The following is a 20622-nucleotide window of genomic DNA, read 5'->3' on the forward strand; positions in this document are numbered from 1 at the left end:
TTTTGCGGTAGAATCTTGGAAAAATTAAATTTGATGCGATATTGCAATTGTAGGGACAACGCATGCGTTGTCCCTACGTCGCATAACCGCATCGGAAAAATACAATTCACGAAATCTCATTTTCGTGCAAGCGGTATCATTTTGATTTTTTGCGCAAAACACACTGATTTTCAATTAAATAGCAAATAATTTGCATTAAAAGCACTGTTAGGGTCTGCGACGTGCAACGGCCGACCGCTAACAGGCTTTTACAATCTCCCCGCCTGCCAGCGGATTTACCCGAAAAACCGCCGGCGGGGACTTCATCCGCTGACGGGGTTTTTACTGCATCCCTGCCAGCGGCTGCAAGCGCGCCTACAAGCCCTGTCAGCGGATTTGGCAACGTGCGATTTTGTCTGCCCAAATGCTTCATCAAACCCAAAATCCCCGCGTGCTAACTGCTAATACGACAAGATAATAATTTCCGTCCGACGGTTCAATTGGTGCTCTTCTTCGCTGCAATCGGAAAAGTCGGGGCAATCTACTACCAATTTGTTTTCGCCGAAAGAGTTCACAATCAGTCGGGCAGGGTCTATGCCGCGCATAACCAAGTAGTTGTATGCCGAACGCGAACGGCGCTGCGCCAAACGGATGTTGTACAGGTTGTCGGCGCGGGTGTCGGTGTGCGAAGAAAGTTCCACTTTCAGCGACGGGTACTCGTTCATCAAAGCAATCAGTTTGTCTAACTCGCGTGCCGCATCGGGGCGGATGTTGAACTTGTCAAAATCGTAATAGATGTTTTTCACCTCAATTACTTTCACGTTCGGGTCGCCTTTGTAGCGATAGCGCGGGCGACCGGTAGATTCGGAAACGGGCGGTTTGCCCTCGCCGCCTTTGGCTACCACAGGCTCGGCAGGCTCTAAGGGGATAAAAATTGTATCGCTAACATCTAAGCCTTTCAGCAAACAGGTTGCCAGCACCGAATCGGGGATGACGGCGTAGCCATCGGCGAAACCTTCTTTGACCGCGTGCAGCTTGTAGTTGGACTGAAACAAGGGCTTGAAGGTAAACAGCGTATCGTTCAAAGCCTGTATGCGGGTATTTGCGCCCGTTTCTTCTTCTATTGCCTCTACTTTTGCCTTTGTGATGATTTCTTTGGTGCGGGCATTGACGGCTGCGATGATGAATTTGCAACGCTTTACGGTGAAGCGGTAAATATCGTCGTCGCCTTTGCCGCCTTCGCGGTTGGAAGTGAAATAGCCCTCGTCTAAGTCTTCGCTGTAAATCAGAGCAAAATCGTCTTGACTGCTGTTGATGGGCGCACCCATGTTGCGCGGGGCGGTAAATTTACCGTTTTTGCTGCGCGCCACAAAAATATCCAATCCGCCCAGCCCGGGATGTCCGTTAGAGGCAAAATACAAATCACCGTTTTCGTCAATAAACGGAAACATTTCGTTGCCTTTGGTATTGATTTCAGGTCCTAAGTTCTGCGGCTTGCTCCAACGCCCGTTGCGGAATACGGACATGTAAATATCCGTGCCACCGTAGCCGCCGGGCATATCGGAAACGAAATAGAGCGTTTGCCCGTCGGTGCTCAGTGCAGGATGCCCCGTAGAATATTCGTTGCTGTTGTAGGGAAACTCAGTAATGTTCGTCCAATCGTCGGAAGCGTCCGTTTTGGTATTGGCAAAGTACAATTTCAGCTTGTTAGTCTTGTCTTTGGATGTTTGATACTTGCCGTTAAGGTAGTTGTTGCGCGTAAAGATGATGGAATCGTAAGAACGGTAGAACGTTACGGGACCTTCGTGGTAGCGCGAATTGATGCTTTTGCGCAGGCGGTCGGCACTGTTGCCGCCGCTTTGGGCAAAGTACAAGTCCAAATACGGTGTTTTGTTCCATTGGAAAGTGTGCTTAATCGGCGTTGTTTGGCTCGGGGTGCGGTTGGAAGCAAACACAATTCCGCCACGAAAAAACATGGGGCTGAAATCTGCCTGCGGCGAATTAAAGCCGACCGTGTCTATCACATAGCGGGCGGAATCCTGAAAGAATCGGCGCATCACCGAATCGGCATAAGCGCGGGCAAAACGGTCGCCGCGGGGGTCGTTTTTCACTGCCGCCGAATAAGCGGCAAACCATTTGCGCGACTCGGCATATTTGCCGTTCATTGCCAATGCCTGCGCATAGTAGAGCATGTTGATAGGCTGCGACTTGGCGTTCTGCACTACTTTGGCATACCACTCTTCGGCTTTTTTGCTGTCGTTGATTTTGCGGTAGCTGTGCGCCAACTTTTCGGTTGCCTCAAAATTATTCGGATTAGATGCCACGATGTCTTCAAACATCATAATGGCATCGGCATAATGGAACTGCTCGTATTTGCTGTTGGCTAATTTCATGCGCACCTTTTGCGCATGGGCAAAGGCGGGCAGCGTGAGCAACAGGAATATGGTAAAAACGTAACGCATAAGATTTGCGATTGAGGATTGACGATTGGGGATTGGTTTAAAAATAGCGCGGCGTAATAATGCGCGATTTGCCAAAACCAAACTCGTAGCGAATCATGATTTCATGCGTGCCGGACGTGTATTTCCCCAGCGGCGTAAGCGTATAGTCATAGGCATAGCCTAAGGAAAGTTGTGGTGTTACCTGAAATTCAAACAGGGCATCAATGGAATCAAACGAACGGTAGGAAAGCCCCACGGCAAACATATCGTAGAGCCACAAGTTGGCATTCAAATCAAGTTCCAACGGTGCGCCGTCCACGTATTTCAACAGGAACGAAGGGCGCAGTTTCAAGCCTTTGGTGATGTCAAATACATAGCCCGAAGTCAGGAAGGCATGGCGATACTGTCGGGCGCGGTTGTTGCCGATGAACGCCACGTTAGTTTCCCCGTTGAGGTTGTTGGTCAGAATATTGGGCACGGACAAACCTACGTAGAAACGGTCGGTGCGGTAATAAGCCCCCGTTCCGAAGTTGGGCAGCCAGCGATTGACCACCGAAGCAAACGAAGGGTCAAAAACATCAGGGGAAAAGTTGTGCACCACCGAAGCAAAATCGGCGCGGTATTGCATCACCGAAGCCTGCAAACCCAGTGACAACACGCCTTTGCGCATTTTGAGCATGTAGGCATAATTAAAGCCGATGTTATTAGTTTCCGTAACGCCGATGCGGTCGTTGACGAAAATCAGCCCCAGCCCGATGTTGTCTTTTTTGACAGGGGCATGAGCCGAAAAGGTGGTCGTAGTCGGTGCGCCGGGGATGCCTACCCACTGCGTGCGATGCAGCGCGGTAATGTTGATAGCCTCGCGGCTGCCCGCATAGGCAGGGTTCAGCACCAAGCCGTTGAACATATACTGTGAGTACATGGGGTCTTGCTGCGCCCAGAGCGGCAGACTCGCAACAAGAAGAAGGGAAAAGAGTAGCGTTTTTTTCATGGCTTGCCCTTGGGTTTTATGGATTTGCCCTCTTTGCGAAACCTGACGGGCTTTGAAAACCCGTCAGGTTTGCCGAAAGGCATGTTTGAATTATCGCTGAATGGTTAAGAAGTCCACTATCGGTTTGCTGCCGTCGCGCAGGTCTACGATGAAGTAGTACGTGCCGTCGGGTACTTTTTCGCCGATGACAATGCCTATGCCTTGCGCCGTGCCGTCCCATGTGTTTTTGTAATGTTCGTCTTCAAACACAAGGTTGCCCCAGCGGTTGTACACGCGCAAGTGGATGTCGTAGCGGTCAGCCCCCAGAATCTCAAACTTATCGTTCACGCCGTCGCCGTTGGGTGAGAAACCGCGCGGGATGAACACCTGACGACATTGCAACACATCTACCGTTACTTTACCTTCCGTACACTTGCTCAACGGGTTGCCGTTGTCGCAAACGGTGTAGGTAAACTCATCCTGTCCGGTGAATCCTTGCGGCGGCGTATAGATAAAGCTACCGTCGGGGTTGATAGAGAATACACCACCGTTTTTAGAACGTGCCCCCGTTACGGCACGTACCGATACGCGGTCGCCGTTCGGGTCGGTTACGTTTTGCAACACGCTGCCCCTGATTTCGGTACAGTTGTCGGTATTTTCGCGGCGCGGCGTTGCCACAGGCGGCTGGTTGGTGCAGAGGAACACGTTAATGAAAATTGTTCCCGTAGCACACAGCGCAGGGTTGCGGTTGTCGCATACTTGATACGTAATGCGTTCCTGTCCTTCTGCATTCAATGCCGGGCGGTACGTCAGTCTGCCCGTAGCAGAGAGGTTCAAGATGCCGCGCAGCGGCGTTACCAAATCAGAGATAACGGTTACGCGCACAGGGTCGCCGTCTGCATCTACCAACGGAATTTCCAGCACTTGGTCAATGTTGGTGCAGTTGTCGGTGGTCAGGGTAATATCCGGTGCACGCGGCAGACGATTCGGACAAGCCGTTACGTTGAAAGTAATCGTCGCACGTGAGCAGAGCGGCGGGGTTACGCGGTCGCAAACTTCGTAGGTGAACTCATCCGTTCCCGTAAATCCGAAAGCAGGTGTGTAGCTAATCGTACCGTCGGCTGCAATACTGATGCGTCCGCCGCGGCGGGTTGTTGCATTGGTTACAACCGTTACGGTCAGTTCGTCTTCATCGGGGTCGCGGTCGTTGGCTAAGATATTGCCGCCGTTGTTTTCGCTGCAACCCTGCACGGTGAACAGGTCATCTACGGCAATCGGTGCACGATTGACAGGCTGTGGCACTTGGATAATGGTCGGGCTTGTTTCACGCGGGTCGCCGTCAAAGTTCGGGTCAGGGTTTTGTCCGTCCACCGAAATATCGCGCACGCGGGTGGCGTTGTGCGAACCTTCCGCAATAGCGGTATTGAAGAACGGTCCTGTGGCGCGGTTCGGAATCAGGCTTACCACAAAAGTTACCGTTTGCGATTCGCCCGGCTCTAATCTGCCGCCCGTTACCAAATTCGGCTGTGCAGCCGTTCCGTCAAATTGTGGATTGGCTACCAACGAACCCGTTGCAGTCGGCTGACGCACAATGCTGTAACGTGCAGGTGCAGGGAATACGTTGGTCATATCGTCCGATACCACAATATTGGTCAGCGGTACGTTGCCGTAGTTGCGCACCGTAATCACAATCGGGATGTGGAATGCACCGTTTACTTGACGCACGGCAGGCAGTGCCTGTTTGGCTACGCCAATTACAGGGCGGTCGGTTACAGGCGGCGGCGGACAAGGACGCGCCGTAATTACTGCACGGTCGGTCAGTTCTACCTCTGGGCAAGTTATGCCGTTGGCAGAAGCAATGGCTACTACGGTCAGTTCGCGGCTTTGTGCAGGTGCAGGGATGGTAAAGCGCACCGCGCCGTCGTTGCCCATAGCACTTGCCAACACGGTTGAGCCGTTGCGCAGTTCGTAGCGAACGCCCGCACGGGTCGGCGATACGGTAATAGTTACGTTGCTTGGAATTTCATTGGGGCAGGTGCTGTATTCTGCATCGCTTACGTTTGCCTGACGCTCTGCCGCCGTGATGCCTACCACGGTAATTGCGACCTCATCGCTGCTGCCCGGGTTGCAATCGCCGCCCGTGATTGTCCAGCGGAAGCGGTAGTTGCCCGGTGCAAGGTTGCTCAATGTGGCATTAGGCGAAGTGGGGTTATTAATCGTAACGGCAGGACCTTCCACTTGCGTCCAGCGACCCGTGCCTACTGCCACAGGTTCGGCGGCAAGGCGTACATCGCTGCCTACGCAAACAGTCTGCGCAGGACCTGCCACCGCAGGCGAACTAACAGTAACGACTACATCATCCGAACTTTCAGGACAGCCGTTGCCCGTGATTGTCCAGCGGAAAGTATATGTACCCGGACGCAAGCCCGCAATGACAGTTCGCGGATTAGTCGGCTCTTCAATGCGCGCCGCATTAGGTCCGCTGATTTGCTGCCACAAACCGCGCCCGTTGACGGGGCTGTTAGCCGCCATTGTTACGCTTGTTGCCTGACAAAGTGCCTTATCGGGTCCCGCATTGGCAGGTTCTGCCACGTTTACGGTTACATCGTCAAACGAATCGGGACAAGAACCGCCCGTGATAGACCAGCGGAACACATAAGTACCCGGTACAAGTCCCGTAATCGGCGTATTTGCCTGCAAAGGATTGGCGATAGATGCCGTGTTCGGTCCTGAAACCTGCGTCCAGCGACCCGTTCCGCCTACGGCAGGGATGGCGCTCAACGTTCCCGTTGTGGTGTTGCAGAGGTTTTGGTCTGCACCCGCGCCCGCAGGTGAGGCAGAATTTGCCACTGTAATGGTTACGCGGGCTGCCGCAGGGGCGCAAGGGCTGCCCGTAATGCTGTATTCAAAAATATGTGTACCCGCACCCATGCCCGTAATAGAAACCTGACTATTGCCCGGACCTGAAACGTTCAGCACGGGGCTGCCTGAACCCGTACCGCCTACGCGCAGCCAGTTGCCCGTTCCTACAATCGGTACGGTGCCTGTCAGGATAACATCGGTGGTGTTTGCACCTGTCGGCAGGCAAAGGGTTTGGTCTGAACCCGCTGAAATAGTGCTTGGCACTACGGTCAGGATTACTTCATCCTGAATTGTTCCGCAAGGGCTGCCCGTGATGGTGTAGCGGATGATGTGCGTACCCGGTCCCATGCCCGTTACGGTGGCTACGCTGCCCGATACGCCCGAAGTGCTGATGATAACCGAACCGCTGCCCGTGCCACCTACGCGCTGCCATGAGGTAGTCCCTAATACAGGAACGGGACCTGTCAGCGTGAAATCAGCCGTTCCCGAAGGATTGGTACAAATCGTTTGGTCAGGTCCGATGTCCACAATCGGGCTGGCTACGGTAATGGTGATGGTGGCAGCACTTGTGCCGCAAATGCCGTTGTCTAATGTCCATTGGAAAATGTGCGTACCTACGCCCAAACCCGAAACGGTTGCTTGGCTGTTGCCCGTGCCGCCCAAGGTAATGTTCATGGCTGCCGCGCTGCCTGTGCCGCCCGTGCGCGTCCATGTGCCCGTACCCGATACGGGAACTGTTCCGTTCAGGGTTACAGTGCCCAAGTTGGTTGCCACATCGGCGCAAACGGTTGTTTGCGTTGCCGTAATGGCAGCAGGCGGATTCGGTGCGGTAATGGTTACGGTAATATCCGCACTTGTTGTGCCGCATACGCCGTTATCCAGCGTCCAGCGGAAAATGTGCGTGCCTGCACCCAAACCGCTTACGTCGGTGTTCGGGCTGTTCGGGGAAGCGATGCTCATGGCTGCCGCGCTGCCCGTGCCGCCTGTGCGTGTCCACGTGCCCGTGCCCGATACAGGGGCGTTGCCTTGCAGGCTCACCGTACCCAGGCCCGTGGCAGGGTTGGCGCATACTACTGTGGCTACTGCCGCCGCCGTTGCCGCAGGGTTCGGACGAACTACCGTTACCGTTACGTCGGCAAAACTGCTGCCGCAAGCACCGTTATTAACCGTCCAACGGAAAGTATGGTTGCCCGGTGCCAAGCCGTTTACGTCGGTGGTCGGGTTGTTCGGGTTGGCAATGCTGAATGTGCCGCTGCCGCTTACCCGCGTCCATGTACCCGTACCGCTGATAACATTGCTGCCTTGCAGCGTTACCGTTCCGACTTCCGAAACAGCATCCGCACATACCGTTGCAGCTACTGCCGCCGCCGTTACGGGCGGGTTGGTTTCCGTTACCGAAATGGTAACATCTGCCTGTGTGCTGCCGCATACGCCGTTGGTCAGTGTCCAGCGGAATATGTGCGTGCCCGCCATCAGTCCGCTGACGGTCGTAGAAGGCGATGCCGCATCGGCGATGCTCACCATGCCCGGACCCGATACCCTTGTCCACAAGCCCGTGCCCGACACAGGGGCGTTACCCACCAACGAAGCCGTAGCACTGCCGCCCGTTGCACAAATGACAGGCGTTGGCGATGAAGCCGTCGCCGCAGGGTTCGGACGAACAACTGTTACCGTTACATCGGCAAAGCCGCTGCCGCAAGCACCGTTATTGACTGTCCAACGGAAAGTATGGTCGCCTACGGAAAGACCGCTGACCGCAGTGTTCGGGTCGTTGACGTTGGCTATGTTGAAGCTGCCCGTGCCCGCAATGCGCGACCATGAGCCGCTACCGCTCACTACGGGGCTGCCTTGCAGCGATACGCTGCCTGTGTTGGTGGCAATGTCCGCACATACTACGCTTGCCACGGCAGAAGCCGTTACCGCACCGTTCGGACGAACAACCGTAACGGTTACGCTTGCCTGCGTTGTGCCGCAAACGCCGTTTGCCAATACCCAGCGGAACGTATGAGTACCTACGCCCAAGCCCGTTACGTCAGTGGTCGGGCTGTTGGGGTCTAAAATGGTCATGCCGCCAAAAGCACCCGTACCGCCCGTGCGTTCCCACGTACCCGTTCCCGATACAGGGGCGTTTCCTACCAAGCTCACCGTGCCTAAGTCCGTAGCGGGGTCAGCGCAAACGGAAGCCTGCACGGCATTGGCAGTAGCCACAGGGTTCGGGCGAACAACCGTTACCGTTACGGTAGCACTTGTAGAAGCGCATGAGCCGTTGGTCAGTGTCCACTGGAAGGTGTGCGTACCCACTGCCAAGCCTGTTACGTCGGTGTTGGGGCTGTTCGGGTTGGTGATGGTGAACGTTCCCGCGCCTGCGGTGCGTGTCCACGTGCCGATGCCTGAAAGCGGCGCATTGCCTATCAGGTTCACCGTTCCTTGCAAGGTTGCCGCATCGGCGCATACTTGCGTAGCGGCTGCCGTTGCCGTTGCAGGCGGATTCTGACGGATGATATTCACGGTGTAAGTGGCTGCCGAACTGCCGCAAGGGCTTGTAAATCGCCACTCAAAAGTATGCGTACCCACGCCTAAGCCCGTAGCGTTCAGCGTTGTTCCCGTTACGCTAAGGCTCATGGATGAGGTGCTGCCCGTACCGCCTATTCGTGTCCATGTGCCGCTGCCGCTGTTCGGGGTGTTGCCTGTCAGTGTAACGCTGCCCAAGTTGGAAATCGGGTCGGCGCAAATGTCGGGCGAAGGCGGCGTTGTGGTAATGGCTGCATTCGGGTTGGACTCATTGACAAACACCGTAACAAGGCTGCTTGTGCTGCCGCAACTTGGGCTTGTCAGTGTCCACTCAAAAATATGCGTACCGGGCAGCATATTGCTCACGTTCAGCACATTACCCGATTGGTTCAAGATGATGCCCGCAGGGTTGCCCGTGCCGCCTACACGCGCCCACGTACCCGTGCCGACTGTCGGGGCGTTGCCCGTCAGTGTTGCCGAAGCTCTGCCCGTTGCCAAATCGGTACAAACTGCCTGATTCGGTCCTGCATTGGCAGGCGGATTGGTCGGCAATACGGTTACAACCATTACGTCGGAACTTGTGCCGCAACCGTTGGTCAGTGTCCATGTGAACTCATGCGTACCAACGCCCATGCCCGTTACGTCGGCAGAAGTTGCCCCCGTTGGGGTGATGATTACGCCCGTTGGTGAGCCTGTTCCGCCCGTGCGCGTCCATGTACCGGTTCCCGAAATAGGCGCATTGCCGTTCAGGGTGATGGAAGCACCGCCCGGGGCATCGCAGCGGGTAGCATCTGCGCCCGCATTTGCCACAGGGTTAGACGGATTCACCGTTACGGTTACCGAAGCACTGCTTGTGCCGCAACTGTTGGCAAGCGTCCATGTAAATTGGTACGTACCGACTTGCAAGCCCGTAATGTTGGCGGTCGGGTTGTTAGGCGTGCTGATGACCATGTCCGCCGTACTGCCCGTTCCGCCCGTGTATGACCACGTACCCGAACCCGCCGTAATTGGTGTATTGCCTTGCAGGGTTATGTTTGCCCGCTGCGTGGCAGGGTCGGTACATACGGTATTGACCGTTGAAATAATGGCAGCCGCAGGGTTAGACTGTTCCACATTCACCGTAAAGGTGGCGGAACTTGTGCCGCAACTGTTCGCCAATTGCCATTGGAAAATATGTTCGCCCGGCAGCAAACCCGTGATGGTGGCTACTCTGCCGAAAGTGCCTGATGTATTGATGGCATGACCTGTCGGGTCGCCTGCGCCGCCTACGCGCGTCCATGTGCCCGTTCCCGTGCGCGGTTCATTGCCTACCAATGTGAGCGTAGCTCTGCCCGTTGCGGGGTCGGTACAAACCGTACCCGGTGCAGTGGCAATGGCAGCCGCAGGGTTAGACGGATTCACCGTTACGGTGATTTCGTCAAAGGTAGTGCCGCAACCGCTGTTGAGCGTATAGCGGAAAATGTGCGTACCCGGTTGCATACCCGTAATGTTGGCAATGGCATTGCCCGTGCCTGTGGTAGAAGCCGCGATGGCAACACCCGTACCGTCGGCAGTGCCGCCCGTGCGTGTCCATGTGCCTGTACCTACAACGGGTTCATTAGCCGTCAGGGTGATTTGCGCCAAGTTGGTTACGGGGTCGGTGCAAATGGTCGGGTTCGCGCCCGCAATGTCTGCCTGCGGATTGTTGCGATTCACCGTTACGGTTACTTGTGCCGATGTGGGCGGACATACGCCGTTGGTCATTTCCCATTGGAACACGTGCGTACCCACGCCCATGCCCGTAATGGTTGCTACGTTATTGTTTGTGCCGCCGATAGTAATTGCCAAGGCGGTGGCATCGCCCGTGCCGCCTATGCGCGTCCATGTGCCCGTTCCTACGTAGCTGTTATTACCCGCCAATATAGTAGAACCCAGCGTACCCGTCGGGTCGTCGGCGCAAACGTTCAGGTTGCCCGTGATGGTTGCCACAGGGGTAGGTTGTTGTACCGTAACGCTCACTTCGGCAAAGGTGCTGCCGCAAGCTGCGTTGTTGATAGTCCAACGGAACACGTGCGTGCCTACCTGCAAGTCGCTGAAAGTGGCTTGTCTGCCACCCGTGCCTGCCGTTACCAGCGTGAACGTGCCCGGACCGCTTTGGCGCGTCCAAGTGCCCGTGCCGCTTATCGGAACATTGCCGTTGAGCGTTACCGCCCCGCGATTAGTGGCAGGGTCGGCGCAGACGTTGGCAGGTGCAGGGTCAATGGCTGCTACGGGGTCGCGCTCTACGATGCGCACCGTAACTTGTGCCGATGTAGTCGTACCGCAAACGGCATTGCTGATTGTCCATTGGAACGTATGCAAGCCCGGTTGCAGGTTAGAGAAAGTAGCGTTTTCGCCTGCCGCGCCGCTGGTTGCCAGCGTTGCCGTGCCCGGTCCCGAAACCCGCGACCATGTGCCCGTTCCCGATGCAGGCAAATTGCCCGTCAGGTTCACGCTGCCCAGCCCCGTTGTGCCTGTGGTGCAGACATCGGAAGTAGGTGCGGTAACAATCGCTGCCACGGGGTCAGCGGCAATAACGGTAATATCAATGGTTGCCGTGCTGTTGTTGGCAGGGCAAGCGGGATTTGTCAATGCCCATTGGAAGCGGTGCGTACCAACTGCCAAGCCGCTGATGCTCACACTTGCACTGTTGGCGTTCGGTGCGAAAGCAGGTGCCGCACCCGGACCCGAAACGCGCGTCCATGTACCTGTCGTTCCCGCAACGGGGGCATTAGCCGTCAGGTTAATTGTGCCCGTCGGTGAGCCGCAAATGGTAGTAGCAGGCGGCGCGGTGATGGATGCCGGCGCATTGGTCGGATTGACCGTTACGGTTGCCGATGCCGTAGAAGTGCCGCAGCTGTTGGTGATAGTCCATGTGAAAGTATGCGTACCGACGGCAAGATTGCTCACGTTGAGCGTGCTGCCGCCCGTGCCGCTTGGCGAAAGTGTCGGTGTGCCCGGTCCGCTGTGCGACCATGCGCCCGTATTGCCTGCCGCAGGTACACTGCCTGTCAGCGTTGCGCTGCCAAAGCCCGATGCAGGGTCGGCGCATACGCTTTGCGTAGCAGGCGAAACGGTTGCAAGCGTCGGTTGCGGCTGTACAACAACCGTAACTTGTGCAGGCGTGAAGGTACAAGGCGCTGTTCCGCTGAATGCCCATTGCAATACGTGCGTACCTACTTCCAAGCCGCTGAATGTTGCTGTACTTACCCCGCCGCTTGATGAAACGGAAATGGTCGGTGCAGCCCCCGGACCCGATACCCGCGACCATGTACCCGTTCCTATGACAGGCACGTTGCCGCTTACGGTTACGGTGGCAGTTGTTCCCGTTGCACAAATCGGCGAAACAGGCGGCGTAATGATGCGCGGCGGTTCAGCTACCGTAACGGTTACGGTAGGCGCGCTGCCGGGGCAGGTTGCGCCCGTTACTGCCCATTGGAATACGTAAATGCCCGCGCCCAAATTGCTCACGCTTGTATTCGGGCTGTTCGGGTTGGCGATGCTGCCCGCAGGCAAAGTCGGACCGCCTACTTGCGACCATGTGCCCGTTCCCGTTACGGGTGCAGTACCCGACAGGTTAGCGGTAGTAGTCGTTCCTGCGGAAGTCAAACAGAGCGTTTGGTTTGCCCCCGCCGAAATTGTGGAAGGCGAAACGGTTACGGTTACGAAGTCTTCGCTGTCGGGGCAGGCAGAACCCGTTACGCGCCAGCGCAACACATATGTGCCTACCTGCAAAGTGCCACCCGTACCGAATTGCGCATTGGCAGCCGTCGCGCTTGAAAAAGTCGGCGTATTCGGACCTGAAACAACCGTCCATGTGCCCGTACCGGGACCTACCACAGGCGTAGCGCCCAGCGTTACGGGGTTAGTCGTACCGCAAACGCTGATATCTGCCCCCGCATTGGCAGGTGCTGCCACGCGAATCACCAAATCGTCAAATACGGTCGCACAAGGCGTACCTGTTACCGTCCAGCGGATGGTATAAGTGCCCGATTGCGTCAAGCCGCTGACGGTGGCGTTTCTGTCCAAATCGTTAGAGAATGTTACCGCGTTCGGACCTGAAACAAACGACCATCTGCCCGTTCCTACCACAGGCGGTTGAGCGTTCAGGGTAACGGTGTTGCCCGTTCCGCAAATGTTTATGTCGGGTCCCGCATCCACAATGGCGCGGCGAATGGTTACGGTGCTTTCGGAAACACAAGCACCGTTGCTCAAACGCCAGCGGAACACATATTCGCCCGCTGCGTTCATGCCCGTAATGCCCGTAGTGGGTGAACTTGGCGTAGTGATAACGGGCGTAACGGGTCCGGATACAAATATCCATTGCCCCGTAGCCCCTGCGGGAACGGCATTGGCAGCCATAGTATAGGTAGCCGCGCAGATGTTGGCATCAGCGCCCGCATTGGCAGCCACAGGCAATTGCACGACGATATTTACGTCGGCACTGTTATCGGGGCAACCCGCATTGCTTACCGTCCAGCGGAAAGTGTACGTGCCGATGACGTTCAGGTTATTGACTGCCGTAGTGGGCGAAGAAGGATTCACAATCACGGGCGTAGCCCCTGCCGGTGCGCTTACCAGCGTCCACAAGCCCGTGCCGAATACGGGCGGCGTGGCATCCATTACGGCGGTGTTAGTAGTGCAAAGCACTTTGTTCGTACCTGCTACGGCAGGCGAAGGCGGCTGCGAAACGGTTACGCGCACATCGTCCTCTGTCTGCGGACAGGCAGAGCCGCCGCTGATTGTCCAGCGGAAATCGTACACGTTGCCGGGGATGAGGTTGTTAACAAAGGTGTTTGCCGCATTCGGATTAACAAAGCTGCCCGCAGGCAAGGCAGGTCCGCCCACCTGTGTCCACGTACCGATTGTGCCGCTTACGGCAGGCACGGCGTTGAGTTGTACCGAAGTCGGGTTCACCGTGCCGCAAAGAGCTATATCCGCGCCCGCATTGGCAGGTGCATCGTTGAAAATCTGAATTTCATCAAAGGTATTGCCGCCCGTGCCGCATGGCGAACCTGTTACTGTCCAGCGGAACACATAAAGACCTCTGCCCAAACCGTTGGCGGTGAGCGTAGTGCCGCCTGTTCCCGATGTTGCCAGCGTCGGTACGGGACCATCGGTGAATACCAGCGACCAGTTGCCTGCACCCACAACAGGTACTTCGGCAGTCATTACAAAGCTGTTCACGTTGCAAAGCCTTGTGTCAGCCGTGATGATATTGGCAGGTGCAGCAATGAATACGTCCACAAAGTCTTCGCTTGGCGGACAAGCCCCGCCGCTGATGGCATAGCGGAAGCGATACACACCCGCCGCAGTCATGCCCGTAACCGTTGCGCTGTACGGACTTGATACACCCGCGGCAATTTCGGCAGGGGTAAGCGGTACGGGGGTCAGCACGGGCGTAACGCCGCTTGGACCTGATACGAACGACCAAACCGCTGTTCCCGTATAAGGCAAGTTGCCCGCTAAGGTTGTACTTGTTGTCGGCAAACAGAATTGTTGGTCTGCGCCTGCATTGGCAGAGTTGGTAATAGTGAAGTTCACCAAGTCTTCCGAATCGGGGCAAGTGCTGTTGGTAATGCGCCAGCGGAAAGTGTAACGCCCTGCCTGTAAGTTGGTAAGCGTCAGTACGTTATTATCAGGTCCGCTAATGGTGCGATTGGCAGGCGGCACGGGCGGTCCGCTCACTTGCGACCATGCACCCGCACCCGTGATAATCGGGATATTGCCCGTCAGGGTAACGGTTGTAACATTACAGGCATCAAAATCCGCATCGGCAACTGCCTGATTAACAGGCGTAACAGTGATAACCGCTTGGTCGGGCAATACAACTACGCAACTGCCCGCCCCTGTTACGGGTGCAGTAACTTCTACGCTGTATGAAGTTGTCGCGGTCGGCATGTTTGCACCCGACAGCGTAAAGGTAATATCGCCATTTGCGGCAGGTGTTTGTGTGCCGTAGGTAGTGCCGCCGCGGAAAAGTCGGTAGGTATGATTGGCTTTTGCATTGCGCACAATGATATTCACCGAAGTTTCATTGGCGCAAATGCTGGCATCGGTAACTTCGTTGTTTTGCTCATCGGCTACGGTCAGGGTTGCGGCTGCTGAATAGTTAAAGCAACCCGTAGTAGTATTCGTTCCTCTGATACGGAACAAAGAGCCGTTCAAAGCAGCCGGAACATTGGCAATTGTCAGCGTATTGGTTGTAGCCCCGCTGAAGGTTGCGCCGAAGAATGTTCCGTTCAACACAGGGTTGAAATTTGTCGGGTCGGACGGGGTTGCAATTTCCCACTGAATGCTCAGGCTTGGGTCTACCAAGGCAGCCAGATTTACGGTGCTGTTGGCACAAGCCGTTAAATCGGTGGGGTTAGCAACTATCGGCAGCGGATGTACGGTGATGACCATGTCGTCTTGCGTATTGCCGCAGCCCGGTGCACCCGCAATGCTCCAGCGCAGGGTATAGTTGCCCGGGCGCAAGTCAGTAATGACTGCATTATGCGCATTTGCATTGGGTATGAAGGTAGGCACAGGCGAACCCGAAGGGCGATTGACAACCGTCCATGTGCCTGTTCCGCCACCGCCTAAGGCAGGGTTGTTGCCTGCCAGCGTTACCTCTACGCGGGTAGTAGTGCCGCTGATGAACTCACAAACAGCTTGGTCGGGTCCTGCATTGGCAGAGCGTCCGCTGTTTACGGTCAGCACAGGCGACTGCGATACGCAGTTTACGCCGTTGGCAGTGGTGCTAATTTCCCAACGGAAGGTGTAAACCCCGTTGCTGACGGGAATGGTTGCCGTCGGGTTGCTGATTTGCGCCCCAAAGTTGATGGTCGTAGGGCCGCTCAACTGCACCCAGCGCCCTGTGCCGCGCCCTGCCGCGGGGGCATTGCCCGTCAGGGTAACGGTTGTGGCATTACAAATATCAATCGGAGAAACCACTGTTGCCGTTGTCGGCGTAGGAATCACGGTCAGGGTAGCAGGCGCGCTGAAAGCCTCGCACTGAATATTGTTCGTGTTCTGAATGCGCACTCTGAAACGCCAGCCGTTCATAAACTCGGGGACGTTGGTCAAGTTCAGCGTTGCCGTTCCGACACCGCTATACACGCCACCGTCCGTTAAGTCGCCAAAGCCTGCACCTGAATCCACTTGCCAGCGGTATTGTACCGTACCCGGAATGGCAGGGTCTGCCTGTGCGGTAAATGAAGCACTGTTTACCCCTCCGTTATGGCAAATGGTAACATCTGATGGGTTCAAGGCCGCGCGTGGCAGCGGGTTTACGGTAATAATGGCCGTTTTGGTTACACCCGAAGCACACAGCAAGGCATCGCGCACCGTCAAGCGAACGGTTACGTCATACGGCTGGCTCGGGTTAGATGCATTGACAGGGAAAGTGAACGTAGGACGCTGCCCCGTAGCCGTTCCCAGAATGGTGGCTCCTACGGAAAACTCCCACTCATACAATAAAGCCAAAGGCGTTCCGCCGCTGAAACTCCATGAGAAAGGCGGACGCAACACGTTAGGCGCATTACAAGCACCGGGAGCGGGTTGCGGAACTACGGGCGTTCCGCCGGGTGTGAAGCAGCGCGTGGCGGGGTCGTTAGAATTACCTGCGTTGAAGTTAGCAGGGCTACCTACGCATATATAAGCATCGTTTTCAAAATCGGCATAGATAACCGGTGCAACTAATTGAATCGTCTTAACCTCTTCGTCTTCGCAACCAAAAGCGGTACGCACACGCAGGCGAATCCAATAGTTACCCGCCGGAAGATTGTTGGCAAAGGTATAATTACCGGGTGCGGAAGTGATTACTTGTGTACGCACAGGCACGGCAGCCGGATTGCCCACAGGATTCACGTCAAATACATCCCACTGCCAGCGCGTAATTTGCGGAGAAAGTGTCGGCGGCGTATCAGGGTCTGGCGTACTTTCATCGGTAACAACAAAGCTGCTGTTTTCGCAGATATTGCCGCTATTATTAGGCCAACTGAAAGCGGCGGTAGGTTTGCCGCTTACGCGAACGCGAACACCGCCATCAGGACGAATGAAAATACGACACGCAGGCGAGTTGCTGTCCTGTAAAATCAATGCCGGCTGGAATGTACCGGGGCGCAAATAGGTATGCGAAATTTGCAACTGATTACCTGCCGCCGCATATGCTGCCGCGTTGAATGCAACAGGGGCAGTAGCAGGTGTACCATCGCCAAAGTCCCACTGATAAAATGCTACATTCTGCAAGTTAGTAGCCGTGAAAGTAACAGGGTCGCCTGCACAGATATCGGTTGGTGTAAAAATGAATTGCCCGCTGGGGCCATCCACCCGAATAAAATTGGTCAGTTCGCGGACAACGGTACAACCTGCACGGCTGCGCATCGTCAAGCGAACGGTATATACGCCCGGATTGATGTAGGTATTTTCAGGGTTTTGGTCGAAGGAACGGTTGCCGTCGCCAAATTCCCAGAAATATTCCTCAATGTCTGCATCAGGGAATGGCGTGGCACGGAAACGCACTGCTGCCGGCGGACAACTCACCACTAACTGCGTAGGCGCAAACACCGGAGGCCCTGTGGCTGCCTGTGCAGAAATAGTAGCATCAGGCGCAATCACATTAATCACGCGGCTGAATGTTACCGAACAGGTATTGCCTGCCGTAACGGTTTGTGTAATGGTATAGCTGCCCGCATTATTGTAGCGAATGACAGGGTTGGCGGGATTGCTCAAATCGGCGGTATAGTTTGCCGGAGCCGTACCAAAATTCCATGTATAAGTCAAGCCTGAACCGCCGGGGACATCAATTGCATTGCTGGTAATCTGCATATTGCTGCCCGCACAGAACGTGGTAGCAGACACATTAAAGCCGGGCGTAGGACGCGGCAACACAGTAACCTGACGGGTAACGGTTGCCGTACAAGGGCCGATGCCGTTATTATCGGCAACGGTCAGCGTTACGTTCCATGTGCCGGGGCGCAAAAAGGTATAGGTTGGATTCTGTACGGCCTGATTTTGGAACGGATTGGCAATGCCATCCTGAAAGAACCAGTTCCAAGACGTAATGGCATTGCTGTTAGGGAATACCGTAGAGGCATCCGTAAAATTCACGGGCTGCCCTACGCACACTACCGAAGGATTGCTAAAATTGGCAATGGCTCCCTGAATCGTAATATTGACCGGCGCACTCACCGACTCGGCACAACCGTTAGACTCGGTAATGGTCAGTGTTGCCTGATAGGGCGCTACGCGCGGTGCATACGTATGCGTTACCGAAGCTCCCGCGGGGCCGTTAATGGTTGTAATCGTACCGTCGCCAAAATCCCAACGATAGCTGGTAATTGTACCGCTGGTAGTTGAGGTGCTGGTAAACCGAACAGGGGTATTGCTGCAAATCGGCCCTGAGGGGTTTGGCGTTACCGTAAACGATGGCGAAGAAACAGAAATATTTACTGTTGCCGTTCTTTCATTTACACAACCGTTAGAACCAATGGCACGCAGACGAACCGTGTAAACACCGGGGTTGGCATAGGTATGCGACACGGGATTCCCTCGCGGGATAATTTGCACAGCCGTACCGTCGCCAAAGTCCCATTCGTAGGTAGTGGTTGCAGGCGCTGCCGCATCCACGCTGGTATTCAGGAAGTTAAAGGTGCTGCCGCTTACGCAGGCTACCCCTCCGCCAACCACATTGAACAATGCGATGGGGCCGTCCACATTCACCGTAGCCGTAATCGGGCTAACCGTGGGGCATCCGTTGCAATAAAAAATGGCATTAACCGTAATGGTGCCAATGGTGCGGAACTCATGCGTTACAGGGCCTACATTACCCACACCGCGTGCGGCAGTACCATCCCCGAAATCATACACTACGCTATCCGCACAAATACCCGGCGGAATATTGGGCGTAAACGTAATACCCACGCCGCCAATTGTCGCACAGCCGTTGCGGCTTGGAGTCAGCGTAATGGTATTAGGCGGAGGCGTGCCAACTTTAATTTGCTGATTGAAATTGCCCGTGCGCGTACAACCACTGGCGGTCGTAATGGTTACACGCGGCGTGTAAACACCGGGTGTAGTATATGTATGCGAAACATCAGGGAAACCCGTAGGCGTAAACGGAGGTGCGATGCTCACTACGGGTGAACCATCGCCAAAATCAAAATCGTAGCGGATAATACCTTCTACCGAAATGCTGTTGCGTGCCGTAAAGTTAAAAGTAACGGGTGCACAGGTAGTGGTAGGCTGCGCCCCAATAAATTCCAAACGCGGAATAGCTTCTGCCAAAACCAAATTGCGCGTCAGCGTATTGGAACAGCCTGTTGTACGGTCGGTAATGGTCAAGCGAATCGGGTAAGTGCGGAACGCCGTAAAGTTGTGCGTAGGCGTTGCGGTTGTATAAATGGCTTCGCCGAATGCAAAGGCAGGGTCTGTAACGCGCCACTCATAAAGGTAGTCGGCAGGATTATTCAGTGCAGGAATTAACTGGCGCGGCCCGATGTTGCAAAGGTTATCAGGCGGATTAACCGTAAAGTTGGCATCGGGTAATGGGCGCACGGTTACATTCTGCGTTACGGTCGCCGTACAACCGTCAATAAAGGTAGTGGTTAGCGTTACGGGATAAGTGCCCGGTGTCGCATAGCTTTTGTTCGGATTTTGTGCCGTAGAGGTAGTACCGTCTCCAAAGTTCCACGCCCAGCCCACAGCACCTGCCGATGAACGGTCAAAAAACTGCTGAGAACTGTTGGCACAGTAAACAGGCGGTATATCAAAAGCAGCGATATTGTTTCTGATAACAATGGCATCGGGAACATCGCGCACCGAAGAACAACCGTCGGCAGTGGTAGCGGTCAGGCGCACGCGATAAACACCGAAGGTGTTGTATACGAACGTAGGATTTACGTCGGTACTTGTACCTGCGGGATTGCCGTTTTCGTCAAAAAACTCCCATAAGTAACTGGCAATTACCCCCGGTGGCGGCGGGCTGGTGCGCACCGTAGAAAGGTTCTCGAAACGCGCTATGAACGGTGGCGAACAAGCAGGCCCGTTCTGCAAACGAAAAGCAGCCTGCGGCGACCAGCGCACACGGACTGCATTGGGACGAATGATAGATGCCTGACAAGTTTCACGACCGCCGGCAAAGGTTTCAACCGTCAGCGTTACCTGATAGTCGCCGGGGAAGTTATAAGTGTGTGTAGGTGTCCGAAAGGACGGGTCGGTGCCTGTAATGGTTGTTCCGTCTCCAAAATTCCACGTCCAGCGGACAATATCGCCAACCAAACCACCCGTTGCAACTGTTCCCGCTACGGTTATGTCGCTAAATGTTACCGTATAGGGTGTACACCCAATGCCGGGAGGCGCAGTGAAGTTGGGTGTAGCCCTATCATAAACAATCACCTCGCGCGTGCGTTCGCTGATAGTAACCGTACCGGCGGCATTGGTAATGCGCAACCTGACGATATATCGCCCCGGGGCACCGTAGGCACGCTCCGGCTCGGTAATGCTCGGGTCATTGGGAATCCCTATTACAGGGCTGCCCGTACCAAAATCCCAATTGTAGCGAATAGTGGTTAAGTCAGCCGGAAGTCCTGAACTCTGGTCAAAAAACTTGTAGGTAGCTATGCCGCAACCGCCTGTCAGCGGCTCTCCTGCCGTACCTACTCGAAAATCAGCCGTTTGCGACCACAGCGGGTACCACGCACCCCACAATAAAAAGGTCAGCAAAAAAGAGAATCGGGTAACAACTTGTATCATAAAAACTCGCTTAATCCAAAGGTAATGGCGCTGAAAATTATTTTATCCCAACATATATTGATGCACGTAAGAAAAATAAGTTTACACGCTTCAATTCTGATAACA

The 20622-nt window shown here is 55.2% G+C and carries 3 protein-coding genes; all 3 read right to left on the reverse strand.

Annotated features, from left to right (window positions below; translation table 11 throughout):
* Positions 1 to 440: 440 nt before the first annotated feature.
* The 3 genes from NDK19_RS06955 to NDK19_RS06965 all read right to left on the reverse strand — a co-directional run bounded on the left by NDK19_RS06955 (position 441) and on the right by NDK19_RS06965 (position 20517).
* A complete protein-coding gene (locus tag NDK19_RS06955; protein WP_250631139.1) occupies positions 441 to 2441 on the reverse strand; it encodes an OmpA family protein in 2001 nt (666 codons plus the stop codon).
* A 37-nt stretch (positions 2442 to 2478) separates the two neighbouring features.
* Positions 2479 to 3411, reverse strand: a complete 933-nt coding sequence (locus NDK19_RS06960) for a PorP/SprF family type IX secretion system membrane protein (RefSeq protein WP_250631140.1) — start codon at positions 3409 to 3411, stop codon at positions 2479 to 2481.
* Between the two features lie 90 nt (positions 3412 to 3501).
* Positions 3502 to 20517: a PKD domain-containing protein gene (locus NDK19_RS06965; RefSeq protein WP_250631141.1), complete on the reverse strand. Its 17016-nt coding sequence runs from the start codon at positions 20515 to 20517 to the stop codon at positions 3502 to 3504.
* Positions 20518 to 20622: the final 105 nt, after the last annotated feature.

It is taken from the genome of Rhodoflexus caldus (assembly GCF_021206925.1).
GTDB classification, from domain to species: Bacteria; Bacteroidota; Bacteroidia; order Cytophagales; family Thermoflexibacteraceae; genus Rhodoflexus; species Rhodoflexus caldus.

Bases quoted from the DNA above. Each gene is read 5' to 3' on its own strand.
- NDK19_RS06955 (WP_250631139.1), bottom strand. From the start codon at position 2,441: ATGCGTTACGTTTTTACCATATTCCTGTTGCTCACGCTGCCCGCCTTT.
- NDK19_RS06960 (WP_250631140.1), bottom strand. From the start codon at position 3,411: ATGAAAAAAACGCTACTCTTTTCCCTTCTTCTTGTTGCGAGTCTGCCG.
- NDK19_RS06965 (WP_250631141.1), bottom strand. From the start codon at position 20,517: ATGATACAAGTTGTTACCCGATTCTCTTTTTTGCTGACCTTTTTATTG.